Genomic DNA, 15,958 nt, shown 5'->3' with positions numbered 1-15,958 from the left:
CGGGCCGGGAGCGATCGGCTGTGCCGCGAAACCCACCCTGTCGTGCAGCCGTGAGCGGGTCGGTCGGTACGCTGCCAGGGTGCGGGGGCTGCGGTCGCGCCCTCCGTCATCCGCTCCGCCTGCCCCGCCCACTCCGCCATGGACCGTCCGTCTGAAGGCCCCGATCTGATGCGTACGCACTGGTTGCGAGGACCCGGCTCGCCGGCGTCCGGTGGGCTGCGCGGGCTTCGGGCCGGGGTGCTCGCGGCGCTGTGCGTGCTGCTGCCGCTGGCCGGACACATGCTGTCGCAGGGTCACGCGCCCCGGTGGGTCAGTCTGGCCGCGATGGCGGCCATCGCGCTGCCTGGCGCGGCCGTACTCACGCGGCGTCGGATGACGGACACTCAACTGCTGGGCGTGCTCGCCTTCGCGCAACTCGCTTACCACGCCGCCTACTCGCTGCCCGGGGCCTGCGCCGCGGTAACCGGGCAGGGCAGCTCGTCGGGCGGGCTCGCCCGGCTGGTCGAACACGGCGCGGTCCCCGGGCCGCCGCCGTCGGTGCTGCTCGGCGGGCACCTGGTCACCCTGCTGCTCGCCGCCCGTCTGCTGGGTGTCACCGAGCGGCTGTTGTGGCAGAGCACCTCGCTCCTGGTGGTCGTACGGCGGCTGCTGCTGTTCCTGTGGCCGCTGCTGGGTGGCATTCCCGGTACCGGACCGCGGACCGCGGTTCCGAAGAGCGCCGTGCCGCTGAGGTCGGCGCTGTTGGTGCGGTTCCACGAGGGCAGGGCACCACCGCGCGCTCGGCGCGATCTGTTCGCCCTTCTCCGGCCCATGCCGATCGGCGCTCTCCGCCTGCCCTGACGGGGTGGTGCGAGGGCCGAGCGGCGGGCCGGCCCTCCCGTCCCGGCGGCGCGACTGCCGGACGTCACAGAGAGCTCCGCCTCATGCACGTCACCGAACGGCGTGCCGTCCGCACGACGGCACGCACCCTCGTTCTGCCAGCCGCCCTGGCGGCCCTGGCCGTCGCCGCCCCGCAGGCCGCGGCCCACACCGAGCTCGACACCCGCAGCCCGGGCGCGAACTCCACGCTCGCCGGGCTGCCCCCAAGCGTCACGCTGACCTTCAGCGACGCGATGGCCCAGAAGTACGCCAAGGTCGCCGTCACCGGCCCGGACGGGAAGTCGGCCGCCACGGGCGAGCCGCAGGCCTCCGGCAAGGAGGTCGGGCTCGCGCTCGACGCCACCTCGCGTCCCGGGCGGTACACGGTGGGGTATCGGGTCGTCTCCGCGGACGGCCATCCCGTCTCGGGCTCGTACACCTTCACTCTCGCCGACCCCGGCCGTCCCGGTCCGTCGCCGCGTGATTCCGAGTCGGCCGCTGCCGTGACTCCCCGCGCCGGCCAGACGTCCGAACCGGACACGGGTGATGCGGGATCGTCCGGTGCCAGCGCCCCCGTCCTCGTCGGTGCCGGGGTGCTGGCCGTGGCAGCCGTGGGCGCGTACGCCGCCCGGCGGAGGCGAGCCGGCCATGGCCACTGAGACCACCTCCGGGGCCGGGCGCCTGCCGCGGCTGCCGTTCCTGCTGGCCGGGGCGGTCGGCCTCGCCGTCGTCGTCACGGCCCTCGCGGTGTGGGCCGGGGGCGGCACCGCGGTCGAGATCCCCGGGATCCCGGACGCCGGTGCGTTGACCGCATGGGGCCTGCCGGTGACCCGTACCGTCGTGGACGCGGCCGCTGTGGCCACCGTCGGCGCGCTGCTGCTGGTCGTGGTGCTGCTGCCGGGCGGCAAGAAGCTCGGCCGGACCCAGCTGCGCTATCTCAACTGGGCTGCCGCGGCTGCCGCGTTGTGGGCCGTGGCGTCGGCCGCCGCGCTGGTGTTCACGCTGTCGGACCTGTTCGCCCAGCCGGTCGGAGAGGTGGCGTCACCCGCCGTAGTGGCGGACTTCGTCGCCACGGACGCCCAGGGACGCTCGTACGCGCTGATGGCGGCCGCCGCGGGCGTGATCGCCACTGTGTGCGTGGGCATCGGGACTGCACGCTGGGCCCGTTCGGCGCTCGTCCTCGCGGTCGCCGGGCTACTGCCGCCCGCCTTCACCGGGCACTCCTCGGCGGCGGGCAACCACGACGCCGCCGTCACCGGCCTCGCGCTGCACCTGGTCGGAGTGGCGGTGTGGGTCGGTGGGCTGGTCTTCGTCCTGATCGTGGCCGCGCGGCGAGAGGAGCGGGCGGCGGACGCCGTACGGCGCTTCAGCCCGCTCGCCGCGTGGGCACTGCTCGCGGTCGCGGCCGGCGGCATCGTCAACGCCGCGGTCCGGTTCCCGTCCCCGGGTGACGTGTTCGACAGCCGGTACGGGCTGCTGGTGCTCGCCAAGGCGGTGGCACTCGCCGTTCTGGGCGGCATCGGCTGGTGGCATCGGCGCCGGACCCTGCCCCTCCTGAAGGATGGCCGGTGGCGGGGATTCGTACGGCTCGCCGCGGGTGAACTCCTCCTCATGGCCACGGCTGTCGGCCTCGCGGTCGGCCTGTCTCGGACCCCCGCCCCGGACGCCGATGGCGCTCCGCTCTCGCCCACCGAGGAGCTGCTGGGCTTCGCCATGCCGCCGCCGCTCGGCGACTTCCCGTGGACGCCGCTGTTCACGCGGTGGCACTTCGACCCGCTGTTCGCGTTCGGCACGGCGGCCGCCGCGCTCCTGTACCTGGCCGGGGTACGGAAGTTGCGCGCGCGGGGCGACAAATGGCCTGTCGGGCGGACGGTTTCCTGGCTGCTGGGCCTTGCGGTGACCGTGCTCGCGACGATGAGCGGGCTGGCCGTGTACGGCAAGGTGCTGTTCAGCGTGCACATGGGCCAGCACATGATCCTCGCCATGACGGTGCCGATCCTGCTCGTCCTGGGCGGCCCGGCCACGCTCGCCCTGCGCGCCCTGCCCGCCGCTCCGAAGGGGGAACCGGACGGGCCGCGCGAGATGCTGATGAAGCTGCTGCACAGCCGGTACGTGAAGGTCGTCTCGCATCCGGTGGTCGCGGGGCTGCTGTTCATCGGCAGCGCCTTCGTCGTCTACTACACCTCACTGTTCGAGACGCTGATGCGCAGCCACCTCGGCCACATGGTCATGCTGGTGCACTTCCTGGCCGTCGGACTGCTGTTCTTCTGGGTCGTCATCGGCATCGATCCCGGCCCGCGCCGCCCGCCGCACCTGGGCCGGCTGTTCGTGCTGATCCTGACGATGCCGTTCCACTCCTGGTTCAGCATCTCGCTGATGAGCTCGACCGCGCTGATCGGCGAGGGCTGGTGGTCGCTGCTGGAGCGGCCGGGGGTCGAGTTCGCGATGGACGACCAGTACGACGCCGGGGCCATCGCCTGGGCCACCGGCGACATCCCCGTCCTGATCACCACTATCATCCTGGCCGTCCAGTGGGTCCGCTCGGACCAGCGCGAGGCCCGCCGCGTCGACCGGCAGATCGACCGCGCCGATGGCAAAGACCCGCTCGCCGCCTACAACGCCTACCTGGCGAGCCTGCACGCCCGCGACCGGCGCCCCGCCGACTCCCGTACCACCGAGGAATCATGAACAATCCGAACAAGCGGAACAAGCTGAATAATTCGAATAACTCGAACAAGCTGGGCGAGTTGAACAGGGTGAAGAAGCACCTGATCGTCGCTGCCGTCCTCGTGGCCGGTTTCGCCGCCGCCATCGGCTCCTACCTGCTGCTCGCCCCGGACGACCGGGGCAGCGGCGGCCTGGACGTGCGGCCGGCCGCCGAGGCACTGCCGGTGCGGGCGTCCAGCCACCGCCTGACGGAGCCGAGGAAGAGCGAGCTCACCGTCGTCGAGTTCCTGGACTTCGAGTGCGAGGCGTGCGGGGCGATGTACCCGGTCGTGGAGAAGCTGCGCGAGGAGTACGGCGACCGGGTCACCTTCGTCGCCCCCTACTTCCCCATGCCCGGCCACCGCAACGGCGAACTCGCCGCCCGCACCGCCGAAGCCGCCGCCCGCCAGGGCAGGTTCGAGGAGATGTACACCAAGCTCTTCAGCACCCAGAAGGAGTGGGGCGAGTCGCAGGAGTGGAAGCAGTCCGTATTCCGGGGATACGCCAGGCAACTCGGCCTGGACATAGCTAAGTTCGACGCCGACCTCGCCGACCCGGAGGTGGCCGGACGCGTCCAGGACGACCAGCGCGACGGCCTCGCCCTGGACGTGCGGGGCACACCGACGTTCGTCGTCGACGGCACCAGGATCCAAACCCCCGGCTCCTACGGGGCGTTCAAGGCGCTCATCGAGGACCGGCTGTCCGACTGACGAAGTGGAAGGCAGCGGGGCAGCGGGGCTGCAGTATCTGAACGACCAGTCCTGCCTCTTTGAACAGCCCCTTTGAACAGCCCCGCCCGACCTGACGTATACGACCTCGCCAACCGGACGTCGGAGGGGCTGGCCAAGGCACTCGGTAGGGAATGATGGACGACCGTGCCGCGTGACCACGTGACCGGACACCAGATGCCGGCAACAGGCCGGGCCAGCCGCGCGGGAACGTGCGCGCGGGCCGGCCTGTTCGCCGTGCTCGGCACCGTGCTCGCGACCTTCGGTCATCACGCGATCGCCGAGGGCACGGTGCCCTGGCGACTGGCGGGTGTGATGGTCGTCGCCCAGTTCGCGGCCGTCTGGCCGCTGGCGCGCCGTCGCTACACGCCGGCCGCCACCGTCGCCTGCACGCTGGCGACGCAGGGCCTGCTGCATGTCGTGCTGTCGTTCACGGACGGCGACATGGGGGCGGGCGGGCTGGGGCACGCGCCGCACGCCGGGCACGGCACCAAGGGGGCGGGCGACGGCCACGCCTGGCATCACGCCGGGGCGGCGATGACGCTCGTCCATGTGGTGGCCGCGCTGGTCGTGGCCTGGCTGCTGCAGCGGGCGGACGCCCGGATGACGGCCGCGCTCGGCGTGCTCGGCACCCTGGCCAGGGCGGCCGTGGAGGCCCTGGCCCAGACGCTGCGGCGGCCGATCCGCGCCCCGGGCAGGCCGGTGTCCGCGCTGCCCGACAGAGGGCCGGACTCCTCGTTCGAGACAGCGGCACCAGCATGGGACGACGTACTGGAGCACTCGGTGGTGCGCAGGGGCCCACCGCGACGGGCGCACCTCCAGTCCGTCACCCGGTCCCGGCGGCTACGGGACCGGTTCTTCCCGTACCAGCAAGGAGTTCCCCTGTGTCCATGTCCATCCGCCCGGCGGCCCGCGTCGCCCGTCGCACAGCTCTCGTCGGTGCCGCCGCGCTGACGGCCACCCTCGCCCTGGCCGCACCGGCCGCCGCGCACGCGGAGGTCGAGGCCGACACCTCGCAGGCCCTGGCCGAGAACGTCACCCTCAGCTTCGTGTCCGAGGCCGAGTCCGACTCGGCGGGCTTCACCGAGTTGCGCGTCGTACTGCCCGAAGGCATCGCTCCCGGTGACGTGACCCTCGACGAGGCCCCCAAGGGCTGGAAGCTGAAGGCCACCGGCGACGGCTACAGCCTCGCCGGGCCGGCTCTGAAAACCGGCGTCGACGCCGAGCACAAGATCAAGGTCCGGCAGCTGCCGGACGCGAAGGAGATCGCCTTCAAGACGGTCGAGACCTACAGCGACGGCGAGGTCTCCCGCTGGATCGAGCTGCCCAGCGGCGGTGCGGAGCCCGAACAGCCCGCGCCGGTACTCAAGTTGAAGGCGGCGGCCCCGGGTGCCAAGCCGGTGAGCCCCAGCCCCAGCCCCAGCGCGACAAAGAGCGCGGCTCCCAGCTCGGCCCCGTCGGCCACCGAGTCGGACGTCGCGGCCGCGGGCTCCGACGCCGACGCCGCGGACACGGACGACGGCACCTCGACCGGCGTGATCATCGGCGGGGTCCTCGTGGTGCTGGCCGTTCTCGGTGGCGGTGCCTGGTGGCTGGTGCGGCGGCGCGGCGCGGCGTCACAGAGCTGACCACCCGAAGGCGGCAGCGACGCCGGTCGGTCCGAACGTTGTCGGGCCGACCGGCGTCGTAGCGGTAGCCGTCTTCGAAAGGGGCCACCATGACCGCCCTACGTTCTCCTGTCATCCGCGACTACCGACTCGCCGGGGGGCAGGGGCATTGATGAGAGCCGGTGTCCTCCCGTCCAGGGAGCCGTCGGCCGCCGGGCGACCAATGACGGTGGCTCGGCTCCCGCATGGCCCATGCAAGCCCTCAGCTCTTCGCCACGAGGGCCTTGAGCGCGATGTTGAGTTCGAGGACGTCGACGCGTGGTTCGCCGATGAAGCCGAGGGTACGGCCGTCGGTGTGCTCGTCGACCAGCTTCCGCACCTGGGCGACGGACAGGCCGTTCCTCTCGGCGATCCGGTGGACCTGGAGGTCGGCGTACGTCGGGGAGATGTCCGGGTCCAGGCCGGAGCCTGAGGAGGTCACCGCGTCGGCGGGTACGTCGGAGGGCCCGACCGTGTAGCCGTTCACCGAGTTGTCCTTGATGACGGCCTTCTTGGCGGCGGTCACCCAGGCGATCAGGTCCTTGTCGTCACCGGAACGGTTGGTGGCGCCGGACAGGATCAGTTTGTACCGGGTGTTGACGCTGTTGGTGCCGAGGCCGTTCTGCGGGCGCCCCTGGAACCACTTCAGGTCGGGCTCCGGGGTCTCCTGCCCCTTCTTCAGCGGGAGGTCGTAGGACTGTCCGATCAGGGAGGAGCCGACGACCTTGCCGTCCGCCTTGATCTCCGAGCCGTTCGCCTTGCCGGGGAAGATCGCCTGGGCGACGCCGGTGACGGCGAGCGGGTAGAGGATGCCCGTGACCACGGTGAGCACGAGGAGGGCTCGCAGGCCGGCCCAGAGCAACCGGGCGGTGTTCATGACCGAGTTGTTCATGGTGATCAACGCTTTCGAGGAATTACAGCCCGGGGATGAGGGAGATGAGCAGGTCGATCATCTTGATGCCGATGAACGGGGCGATCAGTCCGCCGATGCCGTAGATCCCGAGGTTGCGGCGGAGCATCCGGTCGGCGCTCATCGGGCGGTATCGCACGCCCCGCAGGGCCAGCGGCACCAGCACGATGATGATCAGCGCGTTGAAGACGACCGCGGAGAGGATCGCGGAGTCGGGCGAGGCCAGGTGCATGATGTTGAGCTTGTCCAGGCCCGGGTAGACCGCCGCGAACAGCGCCGGGATGATCGCGAAGTACTTCGCCACGTCGTTGGCGATGGAGAACGTCGTCAACGCGCCCCGGGTGATGAGGAGTTGCTTGCCGATCTCGACGATCTCGATGAGCTTGGTCGGGTTGGAGTCCAGGTCCACCATGTTCCCGGCCTCCTTGGCGGCCGAGGTACCGGTGTTCATGGCCACCCCCACGTCGGCCTGGGCCAGCGCCGGCGCGTCGTTCGTACCGTCACCGGTCATCGCGACCAGTTTGCCGCCCGCCTGCTCCCGTCTGATGAGGGCCATCTTGTCCTCGGGGGTGGCCTCCGCGAGGAAGTCGTCGACTCCGGCCTCCTGGGCGATCGCCTTGGCCGTCAGCGGGTTGTCGCCCGTGATCATGACGGTCCTGATGCCCATCCGGCGCAGCTCGTCGAACCGCTCCCGCATGCCCGCCTTGACGACGTCCTTGAGGTGGATGACACCCAACACCCGTGCGCCCTCGGTGTCTTCGACGGCCACGAGCAGCGGCGTCCCGCCCGCCTCCGAGATCCGGTCGGTGAGTCTTCCGGTGTCCTCGGACACCTCGCCGCCCCGCTCCCGGACCCAGGCGACGACCGAACCGGCCGCTCCCTTGCGGATCTCGCGCCCGTCGACGTCCACGCCCGACATCCGGGTCCGCGCGGTGAAGGCGATCCACTCGGCGCCGGTGAGTTCTCCCTGGTGGCGCTCGCGCAGGCCGTACTTCTCCTTCGCCAGGACGACGATGGAGCGGCCCTCGGGCGTCTCGTCGGCCAGTGAGGAGAGCTGGGCGGCGTCGGCGAGTTCGGCCTCCGTGGTGCCGCGCACAGGCACGAACTCCGCCGCCTGCCGGTTGCCGAGCGTGATGGTGCCGGTCTTGTCGAGCAGCAGGGTCGACACGTCACCGGCGGCCTCGACGGCCCGGCCGGACATGGCGAGCACATTGCGCTGCACGAGCCGGTCCATGCCCGCGATACCGATCGCGGAGAGCAGCGCGCCGATCGTGGTCGGGATGAGGCAGACCAGCAGCGCCACCAGCACGACCATCGTCAGATGGGTACCCGCGTAGTCCGCGAACGGCGGCAGGGTCGCCACCGCCAGCAGGAAGACGATCGTCAGCGAGGCCAGCAGGATGTTCAGCGCGATCTCGTTCGGCGTCTTCTGCCGGGCCGCGCCCTCGACCAGGGCGATCATGCGGTCGATGAAGGTCTCGCCGGGCTTCGTCGTGATCTTGATGACGACGCGGTCGGAGAGGACCTTCGTCCCGCCGGTGACGGCCGACCGGTCGCCGCCCGACTCCCGGATCACCGGCGCCGACTCCCCCGTGATCGCCGACTCGTCGACCGAGGCGACGCCCTCGACGACGTCACCGTCGCCGGGGATGATGTCACCCGCCTCGCAGACGACCAGGTCACCGACGCGCAGTTCGGTTCCGGCGACCTGTTCCTCCGCGGAGCCGTCGGAGCCCTCGAGACGCCTGGCCACGGTGTCGGTCTTGGCCTTGCGCAGGGTGTCCGCCTGCGCCTTGCCGCGGCCCTCGGCGACCGCCTCCGCCAGGTTGGCGAAGACCACGGTCAGCCACAGCCAGGCACTGATCGCCCACCCGAACCAGTCACCGGGGTCCTTGAAGGAGAACACCGTCGTCAGCACCGAGCCGACGAGCACCACGAACATCACGGGCGACTTGACCATCACCCGCGGATCCAGCTTGCGGACCGCGTCGGGCAGCGACCTGAGCAGCTGCCTGGGATCGAACAGTCCGGCGCCGACGCGCGCTTCTGAGGGCTTGTGGCCGGTCGGCAGGTCACTGTGCGGCACCCGGGTCGGGGTGGCTGTGGACATCGAGTCCTCTTGATTCGTTACGTCGGTGCTCATGACGCCAGCCCCTCGGCGAGCGGACCCAGCGCCAGCGCCGGGAAGTAGGTCAGACCGGTGATGATCAGGATCGCGCCCACCAGCAGGCCCGTGAACAGCGGCTTCTCGGTGCGCAGGGTGCCCGCGGTGGCCGGTACCGGCTTCTGCTCGGCGAGCGACCCGGCCAACGCCAGCACGAACACCATCGGCAGGAAGCGTCCGAGCAGCATGGCCAGTCCCAGGGTGCTGTTGAACCACTGCGTGTCCGCGTTCAGCCCGGCGAAAGCCGAACCGTTGTTGTTCGCGGCCGAGCTGTAGGCGTACAGGATCTCGGAGAATCCGTGCGCGCCGCTGTTGGTCATCGAGTGGCCCGGGGTGGGCAGCGCCATCGCCGCGGCGGTGAGGACGAGCACCAGCGCCGGAGTGATGAGGATGTAGCAGGCCGCGAACTTGATCTCGCGGGTGCCGATCTTCTTGCCCAGATACTCGGGGGTTCGGCCGACCATCAGGCCGGCGATGAACACCGCGATGATCGCCATGACCAGCATGCCGTAGAGACCGGAGCCGGTACCGCCGGGCGCGATCTCCCCCAGTTGCATGCCCAGCATGGTGATGCCGCCGCCCAGACCGGTGAAGGACGAGTGGAAGGAGTCCACCGCTCCGGTCGAGGTCAGCGTCGTCGACACCGCGAAGATCGACGAGGCGCCGAGCCCGAAACGGGTCTCCTTGCCCTCCATCGCACCGCCCGCGATGTCGAACGCCGGGCCGTGGTGCGCGAACTCGGTCCACATCATGAGCGCGACGAAGCCGACCCAGATGGTGGCCATGGTGGCGAGGATCGCGTAACCCTGCTTGACGGAACCGACCATGATGCCGAAGGTGCGGGTCAGCGCGAAGGGGATGACCAGCAGCAGGAAGATCTCGAAGAGGTTCGTGAACGGGGTCGGATTCTCGAAGGGGTGGGCGGAGTTGGCGTTGAAGTAACCGCCGCCGTTGGTGCCGATCTCCTTGATGGCCTCCTGTGAGGCGACCGCGCCACCGTTCCACTGCTGGTGCCCGCCCATGAACTGCCCGATCTCGTGGATGCCGGAGAAGTTCTGGATGGCGCCGCAGGCGACCAGCACGATCGCGGCGAGGACGGAGAGCGGCAGCAGGATGCGGGTCACACCGCGCACCATGTCCGTCCAGAAGTTGCCCAGTTCGCCGGTGCGGATGGGGGTCCCCCCGCTCGAGCGAAGCCGAGAGTGCGTGAGGGCGAAGCCTCGTACCAGCGCCACCGCCACGGCTATACCTACGGCCGCCGAGACGAAGTTCTGCACGGCCAGACCGGCGGTCTGCACGACGTGGCCCATGGCCTGCTCGCCGTAGTACGACTGCCAGTTGGTGTTGGTGACGAAGGACGCGGCCGTGTTGAACGCCTGGTCCGGGTCGATCGCCTTGAAGCCGAGCGAGCCGGGCAGGTGGCCCTGGAGCCGCTGGAGCAGGTAGAGGAAGAGCACGCTCACGGCCGAGAAGGCCAGGACACCGCGCAGGTACGCGGGCCAGCGCATCTCGGTGTCCGGGTCGGCGCCGATGCCCTTGTAGATCCACTTCTCGACGCGCCAGTGCCTGTCGGAGGAGTAGACCTTGGCCATGTAGGTGCCAAGGGGGACGTAGGCGAGCGCCAGCGCCGCCATGAGCGCGAGCAGCTGGAGCACACCGGCGAGTACGGGACCCATACCACCCGCTGCGGTGGCAGCTGATGTCATCGTCAGAACCTCTCCGGGAAGATCAGGGCGAGGACGAGATAGCCCAGCAGGGCGACGGCCACGACGAGGCCGGCGATGTTCTCGGCGGTCACAGCTTCGTCACCCCCTTGGCGACGAGGGCCACCAGCGCGAACACCGCGATCGTGGTGACGACGAAGGCCAGGTCGGCCATCGCGAGCTCCTAGATGAGGGGCGGATCGAACGGACAGTTCGATCAAAACCCCTCTCCGGCCGGATTCAGCCGTCGTTGACGGGTCCCTTACGGCAGCCCGTACGCCCTTGACGGAACTCATACGGCCGACGCGTTCCGCCGCGGCCGGCCCCGGCTGGAGGCCGTGCCCGGCGTGGCCCTCGACCGCCCCGCCGACCGCCCGCTGCGGATTCGCGTCCGCCCGTGACGGGTCGTGACAGGGTAGGAGGGTGGCTACCTTGCTGATCGTGCATCACACGCCCTCCCCGAACTGCCAGGCACTGTTCGAGGCCGTCGTGGCCGGTGCGACGGCCCCGGAGATCGAGGGCGTCCGCGTCGTGCGGCGGGCCGCGCTGGCCGCCACGGCGTCCGACGTGCTCGCCGCCGACGGACTGCTGCTCGGCACGCCGGCGAACCTCGGCTACATGTCCGGCGCGCTGAAGCACTTCTTCGACCAGGTCTACTACCCGTGCCTCGATACGACGCGGGGCCGCCCGTTCGGCTACTACGTGCACGGCGGCAACGACGTCACCGGAGCGGTCCGCGGCATCGAGGCGATCACGACGGGCCTCGGCTGGCGGCGGGCCGCCGAGGCCGTGACCGTGACGGGCGAGCCCGGCAAGGCGGACGTGGAGGCGTGCTGGGAACTGGGCGCCACGGTCGCCGCGGGGCTGACCGGCTGACCGGCTGACCGGCTGACCGGCTGACCGGCTGAAGGCTGACGCAGCGGTCAGCCTTCATCAGCCTTCAGGCTTCCATCAGCCCTCGATCAGCGTGATGTCCTGCCGCTGGGCCGCGTGGAACAGGGGCAGCGGCAGGCCGCCCTGCGGGTGCAGCTCCATCAGGGTCACCTCGACGTGCGCCGCCCCGGGGCGCAGCGCACGAAACGGCCTACCGCTGTTCTGCCAGGTGTGCTCCTGGCCGTCGCACACCGCACGGCTGCCTCCGATGCTGTGGCGGACGGGCGAGGAGGGCTGGTCGACGGACGAGCTCACGAGCACCGGGCCGGTGCCGGCGGTGCAGCGGTAGGTGCCGGAGACGGTGACCTTGCCGTCGGACGCGATACGTCCGGTCGGGTCGACCGTCACGGTCTCCGACGGGGCGTCGGGAGCCGGCGGGGCGGCGAAGGCCGCGGGCGCGGCCGACAGGAGCAGTGCGGCGCCGGCGGCGGCACCGAGGACATGGCGCAGAGTCATGAGAAGACCTCCTGAAGTGGGGCCCCCACTGGTACCGGGCATAAGCGTCCACAGCCGTGATCGTCACCCCTTCGGTGGCGAGTCCGCACCGACGGTCGTGGAACCGTCCGGGTGTTGTCCGCGTGTTGTCACGCTTCGCGGCGGGCCGTTCCGATCAGTTCACGACGAGAGGATGGTCTGTTCATACGGACCCGATCTGATGGTCCTACCGACGTGGAGGTGCGCCATGTGTTCCCACCAGTCCTCGACACACGCAGCCGACAGCCCGGCCCCGCACGTCGTCGCCGCCCACCCCGAGCAGGGCTGGAACCTGCTCTGCGACGGCGCGATCGTCTTCGACGACACCGGCGAGCTGCTGCCGGACGGCCGGATCGTGGCCCCGCACCGGGTGCCCGTGGAGCGGCTGACGATCGCCGCCTGACCATGGCCCGGCAGGTTCACAGGCGCAGGCGCAGCTACGCCAGCACAGCCAAGCCGTCGAGCTCCACCGTCGCCTGCTCGTCCCACAGCCGTACGACCTCCACGACCGCCATGGCCGGATAGTCGCGGCCCGCCAACTCCCGCCAGATGCGGCCCAGTTCGGGTGCGTGGATGCGATAGGCGGCGATGTCCGTGGCGTAGACGGTGACGCGGGCGAGGTCGGAGGGTGTGCCGCCCGCCGCTCGCAGCGCGGTCAACAGATTCGTGAGCGCCCGCTCGAACTGCTCGGGCAGGCTGTCGCCGACGACCTTGCCGTTGACGTCGAGGGCGGTCTGGCCCGCCAGGAACACCGTCCGGGAGCCGGTGGCGACGACCGCGTGGGAGAAGCCGGTGGGCGGGGAGAGTTCGGGCGGGTTGATGCGCTCGGTGGTCACCGGTCCTCCAGGCTCGCGTACAACTCCTTGGCGATGATGCCGCGTTGGACTTCGCTCGCGCCCTCGTAGATGCGTGGGGCACGCACCTCGCGGTAGAGGTGTTCGAGGAGGTGGCCACGGCGCAGGGCGCGGGCGCCGTGCAGTTGGACGGCCGCGTCGACGACGTACTGTGCGGTCTCGGTGGCGAGCAGCTTCGCCATCGCCGCGCGCCGGGGGACGTCCGGTGCGCCCTCGTCGTACGCCGTCGCCGCCGCGTACACCATCAGGCGGGCCGCCTCGGTGCGCAGTGCCATCTCCGCGACCTGGTGGGCGACCGTCTGGAGGTCCCTCAACTTGCCGCCGAACGCGTCCCGTCGGGCGGTATGGGTGAGTGTCGCGTCCAGGGCGGCCTGTGCCATGCCGACCGCGAAGGCGCCGACGCTGGGGCGGAAGAGGTTGAGGGTGCTCATCGCGACCCTGAAGCCGCGGTCGGGCTCGCCGAGGACGTCGTCGGCCGTCACCGGGACGGCGTCGAAGTCGAGGCTGCCGATGGGGTGCGGGGAGAGCATGTCGAGGGCGGTGCCGGTCAGTCCCGGTCGGTCGGCGGGGATCAGGAAGGCGGTGACACCGCGCGCTCCGGCACCGGGGGTGGTGCGGGCGAAGACGGTGTAGAAGTCGGCCTCGGGGGCGTTGGAGATCCAGCACTTCTCCCCGGTGAGCCGCCAGCGGGCGGGGCCGTCCGGCTCGGCGTCGAGGGATGCGACGGGCCCTGCGTCGGTGGCGGGCCTCGCACTGTCGGCGGGCCCCGTGCCGGTGGCGGGCCTAGCGCTGTCGGTGGGTCCCGGTTCCGCCCGCAGTGACAGCGCCGCCGCGTCCGATCCCGCCCCCGGCTCGCTCAGGGCGAACGCCGCCACCGCGGTGCCGTCGGCCACCTTGGGCAGCCAGCGTTCACGCTGGGCCCCGGTGCCGTGGGCGTGGACGGGATGGGCGCCCAGGCCCTGGAGGGCGAGGGCGGTCTCGGCCTCGGTGCAGCCGTGTGCGAGGGACTCGCGCATCAGACAGAGGTCGAGGGCGCCGGAGGTGAACAGACGGGCCAGCAGGCCGAGTCGGCCGAGTTCGGCGACGAGCGGACGGTTGACGTGACCCGGCTCGCCCTTCTCCGCCAGGGGGCGCAGCCGGTCCGCGGCCAGGGCACGCAGCTCCGCACCCCGGGCGGCCTGTGCTGGTTCGAGCGAGAATGCGGGCATCGCCGGTCCTCTCTCCCCGCGGCTGGGCGGTCACTCCCCCGACGGTATCGCGTACCGTTGACTGCCGTCACCAACACGATACGCTCGTTGCGCGAACCCGCCCGGGATGCCCACCACCGATGCCCACAAGGCAAGGGGGCGAACCGCCATGAACCCCTCGGCCCACGTCGACACCTTCGCGCGCGACCACCTCCCGCCCCCCGACCAGTGGCCGGAGCTCCGCTTCGACCTGCCGGAGCTGGACTACCCCGCTCGTCTGAACTGTGCCGCCGACCTTCTCGCCGGGCCGGCCGCGGACCGACCGGTGTTCCACACGCCCTCCGGCGGGACCTGGACGTACGGCGACCTTCGCGCCCGCGTCGACCGCATCGCGCACACCCTCACCCGCGACCTCGGGATCGTCCCCGGCAACCGTGTCCTGCTGCGCGGCCCCACCACCCCCTGGCTGGCCGCCTGCTGGCTGGCGGTGCTGAAGGCGGGCGGGGTCGCCGTCACCGTGCTGGCCCAGCAGCGCCCGCACGAGCTGAGCACGATGTGCGAGATCGCCCAGGTGCGGCACGCCCTGTGCGACATCCGTGCCCTCGACGACCTCGCCAAGGCCGAGATCCCGGGGCTCAGGATCACGGCCTACGGCGGTGACGCCCCCGACGACCTGCTGCGCCGCAGGACACCCGAACAGCCGTACCCCGCCGTGCGGACCGCCGCCGACGACGTCGCGCTGATCGCCTTCACCTCCGGCACCACGGGTCGCCCGAAGGGTTGTATGCACTTCCACCGGGATGTGCTGGCGATCGCGGACACCTTCTCGCGCCATGTGCTCCGGCCACACCCCGACGATGTCTTCACCGGCAGTCCCCCGCTCGGTTTCACCTTCGGGCTGGGCGGCCTGGTGGTCTTCCCGATGCGGGCCGGCGCGAGCGCCCTCCTCCTCGAACAGGCGGGGCCCAGGCAGTTGTTGCCCGCGATCGCCGAGCACCGGGTCTCGGTCCTGTTCACCGCGCCCACGGCCTACCGCGCGATGCTCGGCGAACTCGCCGGGCACGACACCTCGTCCTTGCGGCGTTGCGTCTCCGCCGGCGAGAACCTGCCCGCCGCCACCTGGCGGGCCTGGCACGAGCGGACCGGTATCGGCATCATCAACGGCATCGGCGCCACCGAACTGCTGCACATCTTCGTCTCCGCCGCCGACGAACGGATCAGGCCCGGGACGACCGGAGTCCCCGTTCCGGGATGGCAGGCGCGCGTGCAGGACGAGAGCGGCGAGCCGGTGCCCGACGGCGAACCCGGTCTGCTGGCCGTGCGCGGGCCGGTCGGCTGCCGGTATCTCGCCGACTCGCGGCAACGGGAGTACGTGCGCGACGGCTGGAACCTCACCGGCGACACCTACGTCCGCGAGCCCGACGGCTACTTCCGGTACGTCGCCCGCGCCGACGACATGATCATCTCGGCCGGGTACAACGTCGCCGGACCGGAGGTCGAGGACGCCCTGCTGCGGCACCCGGACGTGGCGGAGGCGGCCGTCGTGGGCCGGTCCGACGAGACACGCGGGCAGATCGTGGTGGCCTACGTCGTCCTCGAGGAGGGCGCCGCACGGGACACCGAGTCCTTGCGCGCCTTCGTCAGGTCCGAACTGGCGCCCTACAAGTGCCCTCGCGAGATCGTCCTGCTGGACGCGCTGCCGCGCACGGCTACCGGCAAGCTCCAGCGGTTCAGGCTGCGCACCGCATCCGGCGACGAAGGTGGCACCCACAGTGACCAGCCATGATACCGACGA

16 protein-coding genes are annotated in these 15,958 nt (G+C 71.1%); 9 read left to right on the top strand and 7 right to left on the bottom strand.

Annotated elements, in window-relative coordinates:
* Positions 1 to 168: 168 nt before the first annotated feature.
* The 6 genes from OHA64_RS36035 to OHA64_RS36010 all read left to right on the top strand — a co-directional run bounded on the left by OHA64_RS36035 (position 169) and on the right by OHA64_RS36010 (position 5,920).
* Positions 169 to 840, top strand: coding sequence for a hypothetical protein (locus OHA64_RS36035; RefSeq protein WP_405620414.1), 672 nt, complete (start codon positions 169 to 171; stop codon positions 838 to 840).
* Positions 841 to 923: 83 nt separating this feature from the next.
* On the top strand, positions 924 to 1,517 hold the full coding sequence (locus tag OHA64_RS36030; RefSeq protein WP_405620412.1) for a copper resistance protein CopC: 594 nt from the start codon (positions 924 to 926) through the stop codon (positions 1,515 to 1,517).
* Complete coding sequence (locus OHA64_RS36025; protein ID WP_405620410.1) at positions 1,507 to 3,546, top strand: cytochrome c oxidase assembly protein; 2,040 nt, start codon at positions 1,507 to 1,509, stop codon at positions 3,544 to 3,546. The genes OHA64_RS36030 and OHA64_RS36025 overlap by 11 nt, the downstream gene beginning before the upstream one ends.
* 68 nt (positions 3,547 to 3,614) lie before the next feature.
* Positions 3,615 to 4,274 carry a DsbA family protein gene (locus OHA64_RS36020; RefSeq protein ID WP_405624256.1) on the top strand — a complete coding sequence of 220 codons (660 nt, stop codon included), beginning with the start codon at positions 3,615 to 3,617 and terminating at the stop codon, positions 4,272 to 4,274.
* 165 nt (positions 4,275 to 4,439) lie between these two features.
* Positions 4,440 to 5,246 (top strand): hypothetical protein, encoded by an 807-nt coding sequence (locus OHA64_RS36015; RefSeq protein ID WP_405620408.1) that lies wholly within the window; start codon positions 4,440 to 4,442, stop codon positions 5,244 to 5,246.
* Complete coding sequence (locus tag OHA64_RS36010) at positions 5,183 to 5,920, top strand: DUF1775 domain-containing protein (protein ID WP_405620406.1); 738 nt, start codon at positions 5,183 to 5,185, stop codon at positions 5,918 to 5,920. Before OHA64_RS36015 ends, OHA64_RS36010 begins: the two co-directional genes overlap by 64 nt.
* Positions 5,921 to 6,161: 241 nt before the next feature.
* Here OHA64_RS36010 and OHA64_RS36005 read toward each other — a convergent pair whose 3' ends face one another.
* Genes OHA64_RS36005 through kdpF form a run of 4 tightly spaced genes read right to left on the bottom strand, consistent with a single transcriptional unit; the run spans position 6,162 to position 10,810 of the window.
* A complete protein-coding gene (locus OHA64_RS36005) occupies positions 6,162 to 6,830 on the bottom strand; it encodes a potassium-transporting ATPase subunit C (protein ID WP_405620404.1) in 669 nt (222 codons plus the stop codon).
* A 22-nt stretch (positions 6,831 to 6,852) separates the two neighbouring features.
* Positions 6,853 to 8,958, bottom strand: a complete 2,106-nt coding sequence (gene kdpB, locus OHA64_RS36000; RefSeq protein WP_405624255.1) for a potassium-transporting ATPase subunit KdpB — start codon at positions 8,956 to 8,958, stop codon at positions 6,853 to 6,855.
* Between the two features lie 29 nt (positions 8,959 to 8,987).
* A complete protein-coding gene (kdpA, locus tag OHA64_RS35995) occupies positions 8,988 to 10,688 on the bottom strand; it encodes a potassium-transporting ATPase subunit KdpA (RefSeq protein WP_405624254.1) in 1,701 nt (566 codons plus the stop codon).
* Between the two features lie 32 nt (positions 10,689 to 10,720).
* Positions 10,721 to 10,810 (bottom strand): K(+)-transporting ATPase subunit F, encoded by a 90-nt coding sequence (kdpF, locus tag OHA64_RS35990; RefSeq protein WP_037655415.1) that lies wholly within the window; start codon positions 10,808 to 10,810, stop codon positions 10,721 to 10,723.
* Positions 10,811 to 11,138: 328 nt separating this feature from the next.
* Here kdpF and OHA64_RS35985 point away from each other — a divergent pair, with 328 nt between their 5' ends.
* Positions 11,139 to 11,591: a flavodoxin family protein gene (locus OHA64_RS35985; RefSeq protein ID WP_405620401.1), complete on the top strand. Its 453-nt coding sequence runs from the start codon at positions 11,139 to 11,141 to the stop codon at positions 11,589 to 11,591.
* Positions 11,592 to 11,666: 75 nt separating this feature from the next.
* Here the strand turns inward: OHA64_RS35985 and OHA64_RS35980 are convergent, their stop codons facing one another.
* Positions 11,667 to 12,104, bottom strand: a complete 438-nt coding sequence (locus tag OHA64_RS35980; RefSeq protein ID WP_405620399.1) for a DUF6299 family protein — start codon at positions 12,102 to 12,104, stop codon at positions 11,667 to 11,669.
* A gap of 226 nt (positions 12,105 to 12,330) precedes the next feature.
* On the opposite strand from OHA64_RS35980, the gene OHA64_RS35975 reads away from it, so the two are divergent.
* Positions 12,331 to 12,525 (top strand): DUF5999 family protein, encoded by a 195-nt coding sequence (locus tag OHA64_RS35975; RefSeq protein WP_405620397.1) that lies wholly within the window; start codon positions 12,331 to 12,333, stop codon positions 12,523 to 12,525.
* A gap of 34 nt (positions 12,526 to 12,559) precedes the next feature.
* Here the strand turns inward: OHA64_RS35975 and OHA64_RS35970 are convergent, their stop codons facing one another.
* Together OHA64_RS35970 and OHA64_RS35965 are read right to left on the bottom strand one after the other, a co-directional pair.
* Positions 12,560 to 12,958 carry a RidA family protein gene (locus tag OHA64_RS35970; protein WP_405620395.1) on the bottom strand — a complete coding sequence of 133 codons (399 nt, stop codon included), beginning with the start codon at positions 12,956 to 12,958 and terminating at the stop codon, positions 12,560 to 12,562.
* Entirely contained in the window at positions 12,955 to 14,184 is a 1,230-nt protein-coding gene (locus OHA64_RS35965) for an acyl-CoA dehydrogenase family protein (protein ID WP_405620393.1), read from the bottom strand. Before OHA64_RS35965 ends, OHA64_RS35970 begins: the two co-directional genes overlap by 4 nt.
* 148 nt (positions 14,185 to 14,332) lie before the next feature.
* Between OHA64_RS35965 and OHA64_RS35960 the strand changes: the two genes are divergently transcribed.
* Positions 14,333 to 15,949, top strand: coding sequence for an AMP-binding protein (locus OHA64_RS35960; protein ID WP_405620391.1), 1,617 nt, complete (start codon positions 14,333 to 14,335; stop codon positions 15,947 to 15,949).
* Positions 15,950 to 15,958: the final 9 nt, after the last annotated feature.

It is taken from the genome of Streptomyces sp. NBC_00076 (genome assembly GCF_045041235.1).
In the GTDB taxonomy this organism is placed as follows: Bacteria; Actinomycetota; Actinomycetes; order Streptomycetales; family Streptomycetaceae; genus Streptomyces.
This window is presented reverse-complemented; position numbering and strand designations above follow the sequence as displayed.

Bases quoted from the DNA above. Each gene is read 5' to 3' on its own strand.
- OHA64_RS36005 (WP_405620404.1), bottom strand. From the start codon at position 6,830: ATGAACAACTCGGTCATGAACACCGCCCGGTTGCTCTGGGCCGGCCTG.
- OHA64_RS35975 (WP_405620397.1), top strand. From the start codon at position 12,331: ATGTGTTCCCACCAGTCCTCGACACACGCAGCCGACAGCCCGGCCCCG.
- OHA64_RS36030 (WP_405620412.1), top strand. From the start codon at position 924: ATGCACGTCACCGAACGGCGTGCCGTCCGCACGACGGCACGCACCCTC.
- OHA64_RS36025 (WP_405620410.1), top strand. From the start codon at position 1,507: ATGGCCACTGAGACCACCTCCGGGGCCGGGCGCCTGCCGCGGCTGCCG.
- OHA64_RS35980 (WP_405620399.1), bottom strand. From the start codon at position 12,104: ATGACTCTGCGCCATGTCCTCGGTGCCGCCGCCGGCGCCGCACTGCTC.
- OHA64_RS36035 (WP_405620414.1), top strand. From the start codon at position 169: ATGCGTACGCACTGGTTGCGAGGACCCGGCTCGCCGGCGTCCGGTGGG.
- kdpA (WP_405624254.1), bottom strand. From the start codon at position 10,688: ATGGGTCCCGTACTCGCCGGTGTGCTCCAGCTGCTCGCGCTCATGGCG.
- OHA64_RS35965 (WP_405620393.1), bottom strand. From the start codon at position 14,184: ATGCCCGCATTCTCGCTCGAACCAGCACAGGCCGCCCGGGGTGCGGAG.
- kdpB (WP_405624255.1), bottom strand. From the start codon at position 8,958: ATGTCCACAGCCACCCCGACCCGGGTGCCGCACAGTGACCTGCCGACC.
- OHA64_RS36010 (WP_405620406.1), top strand. From the start codon at position 5,183: ATGTCCATCCGCCCGGCGGCCCGCGTCGCCCGTCGCACAGCTCTCGTC.
- OHA64_RS35960 (WP_405620391.1), top strand. From the start codon at position 14,333: ATGAACCCCTCGGCCCACGTCGACACCTTCGCGCGCGACCACCTCCCG.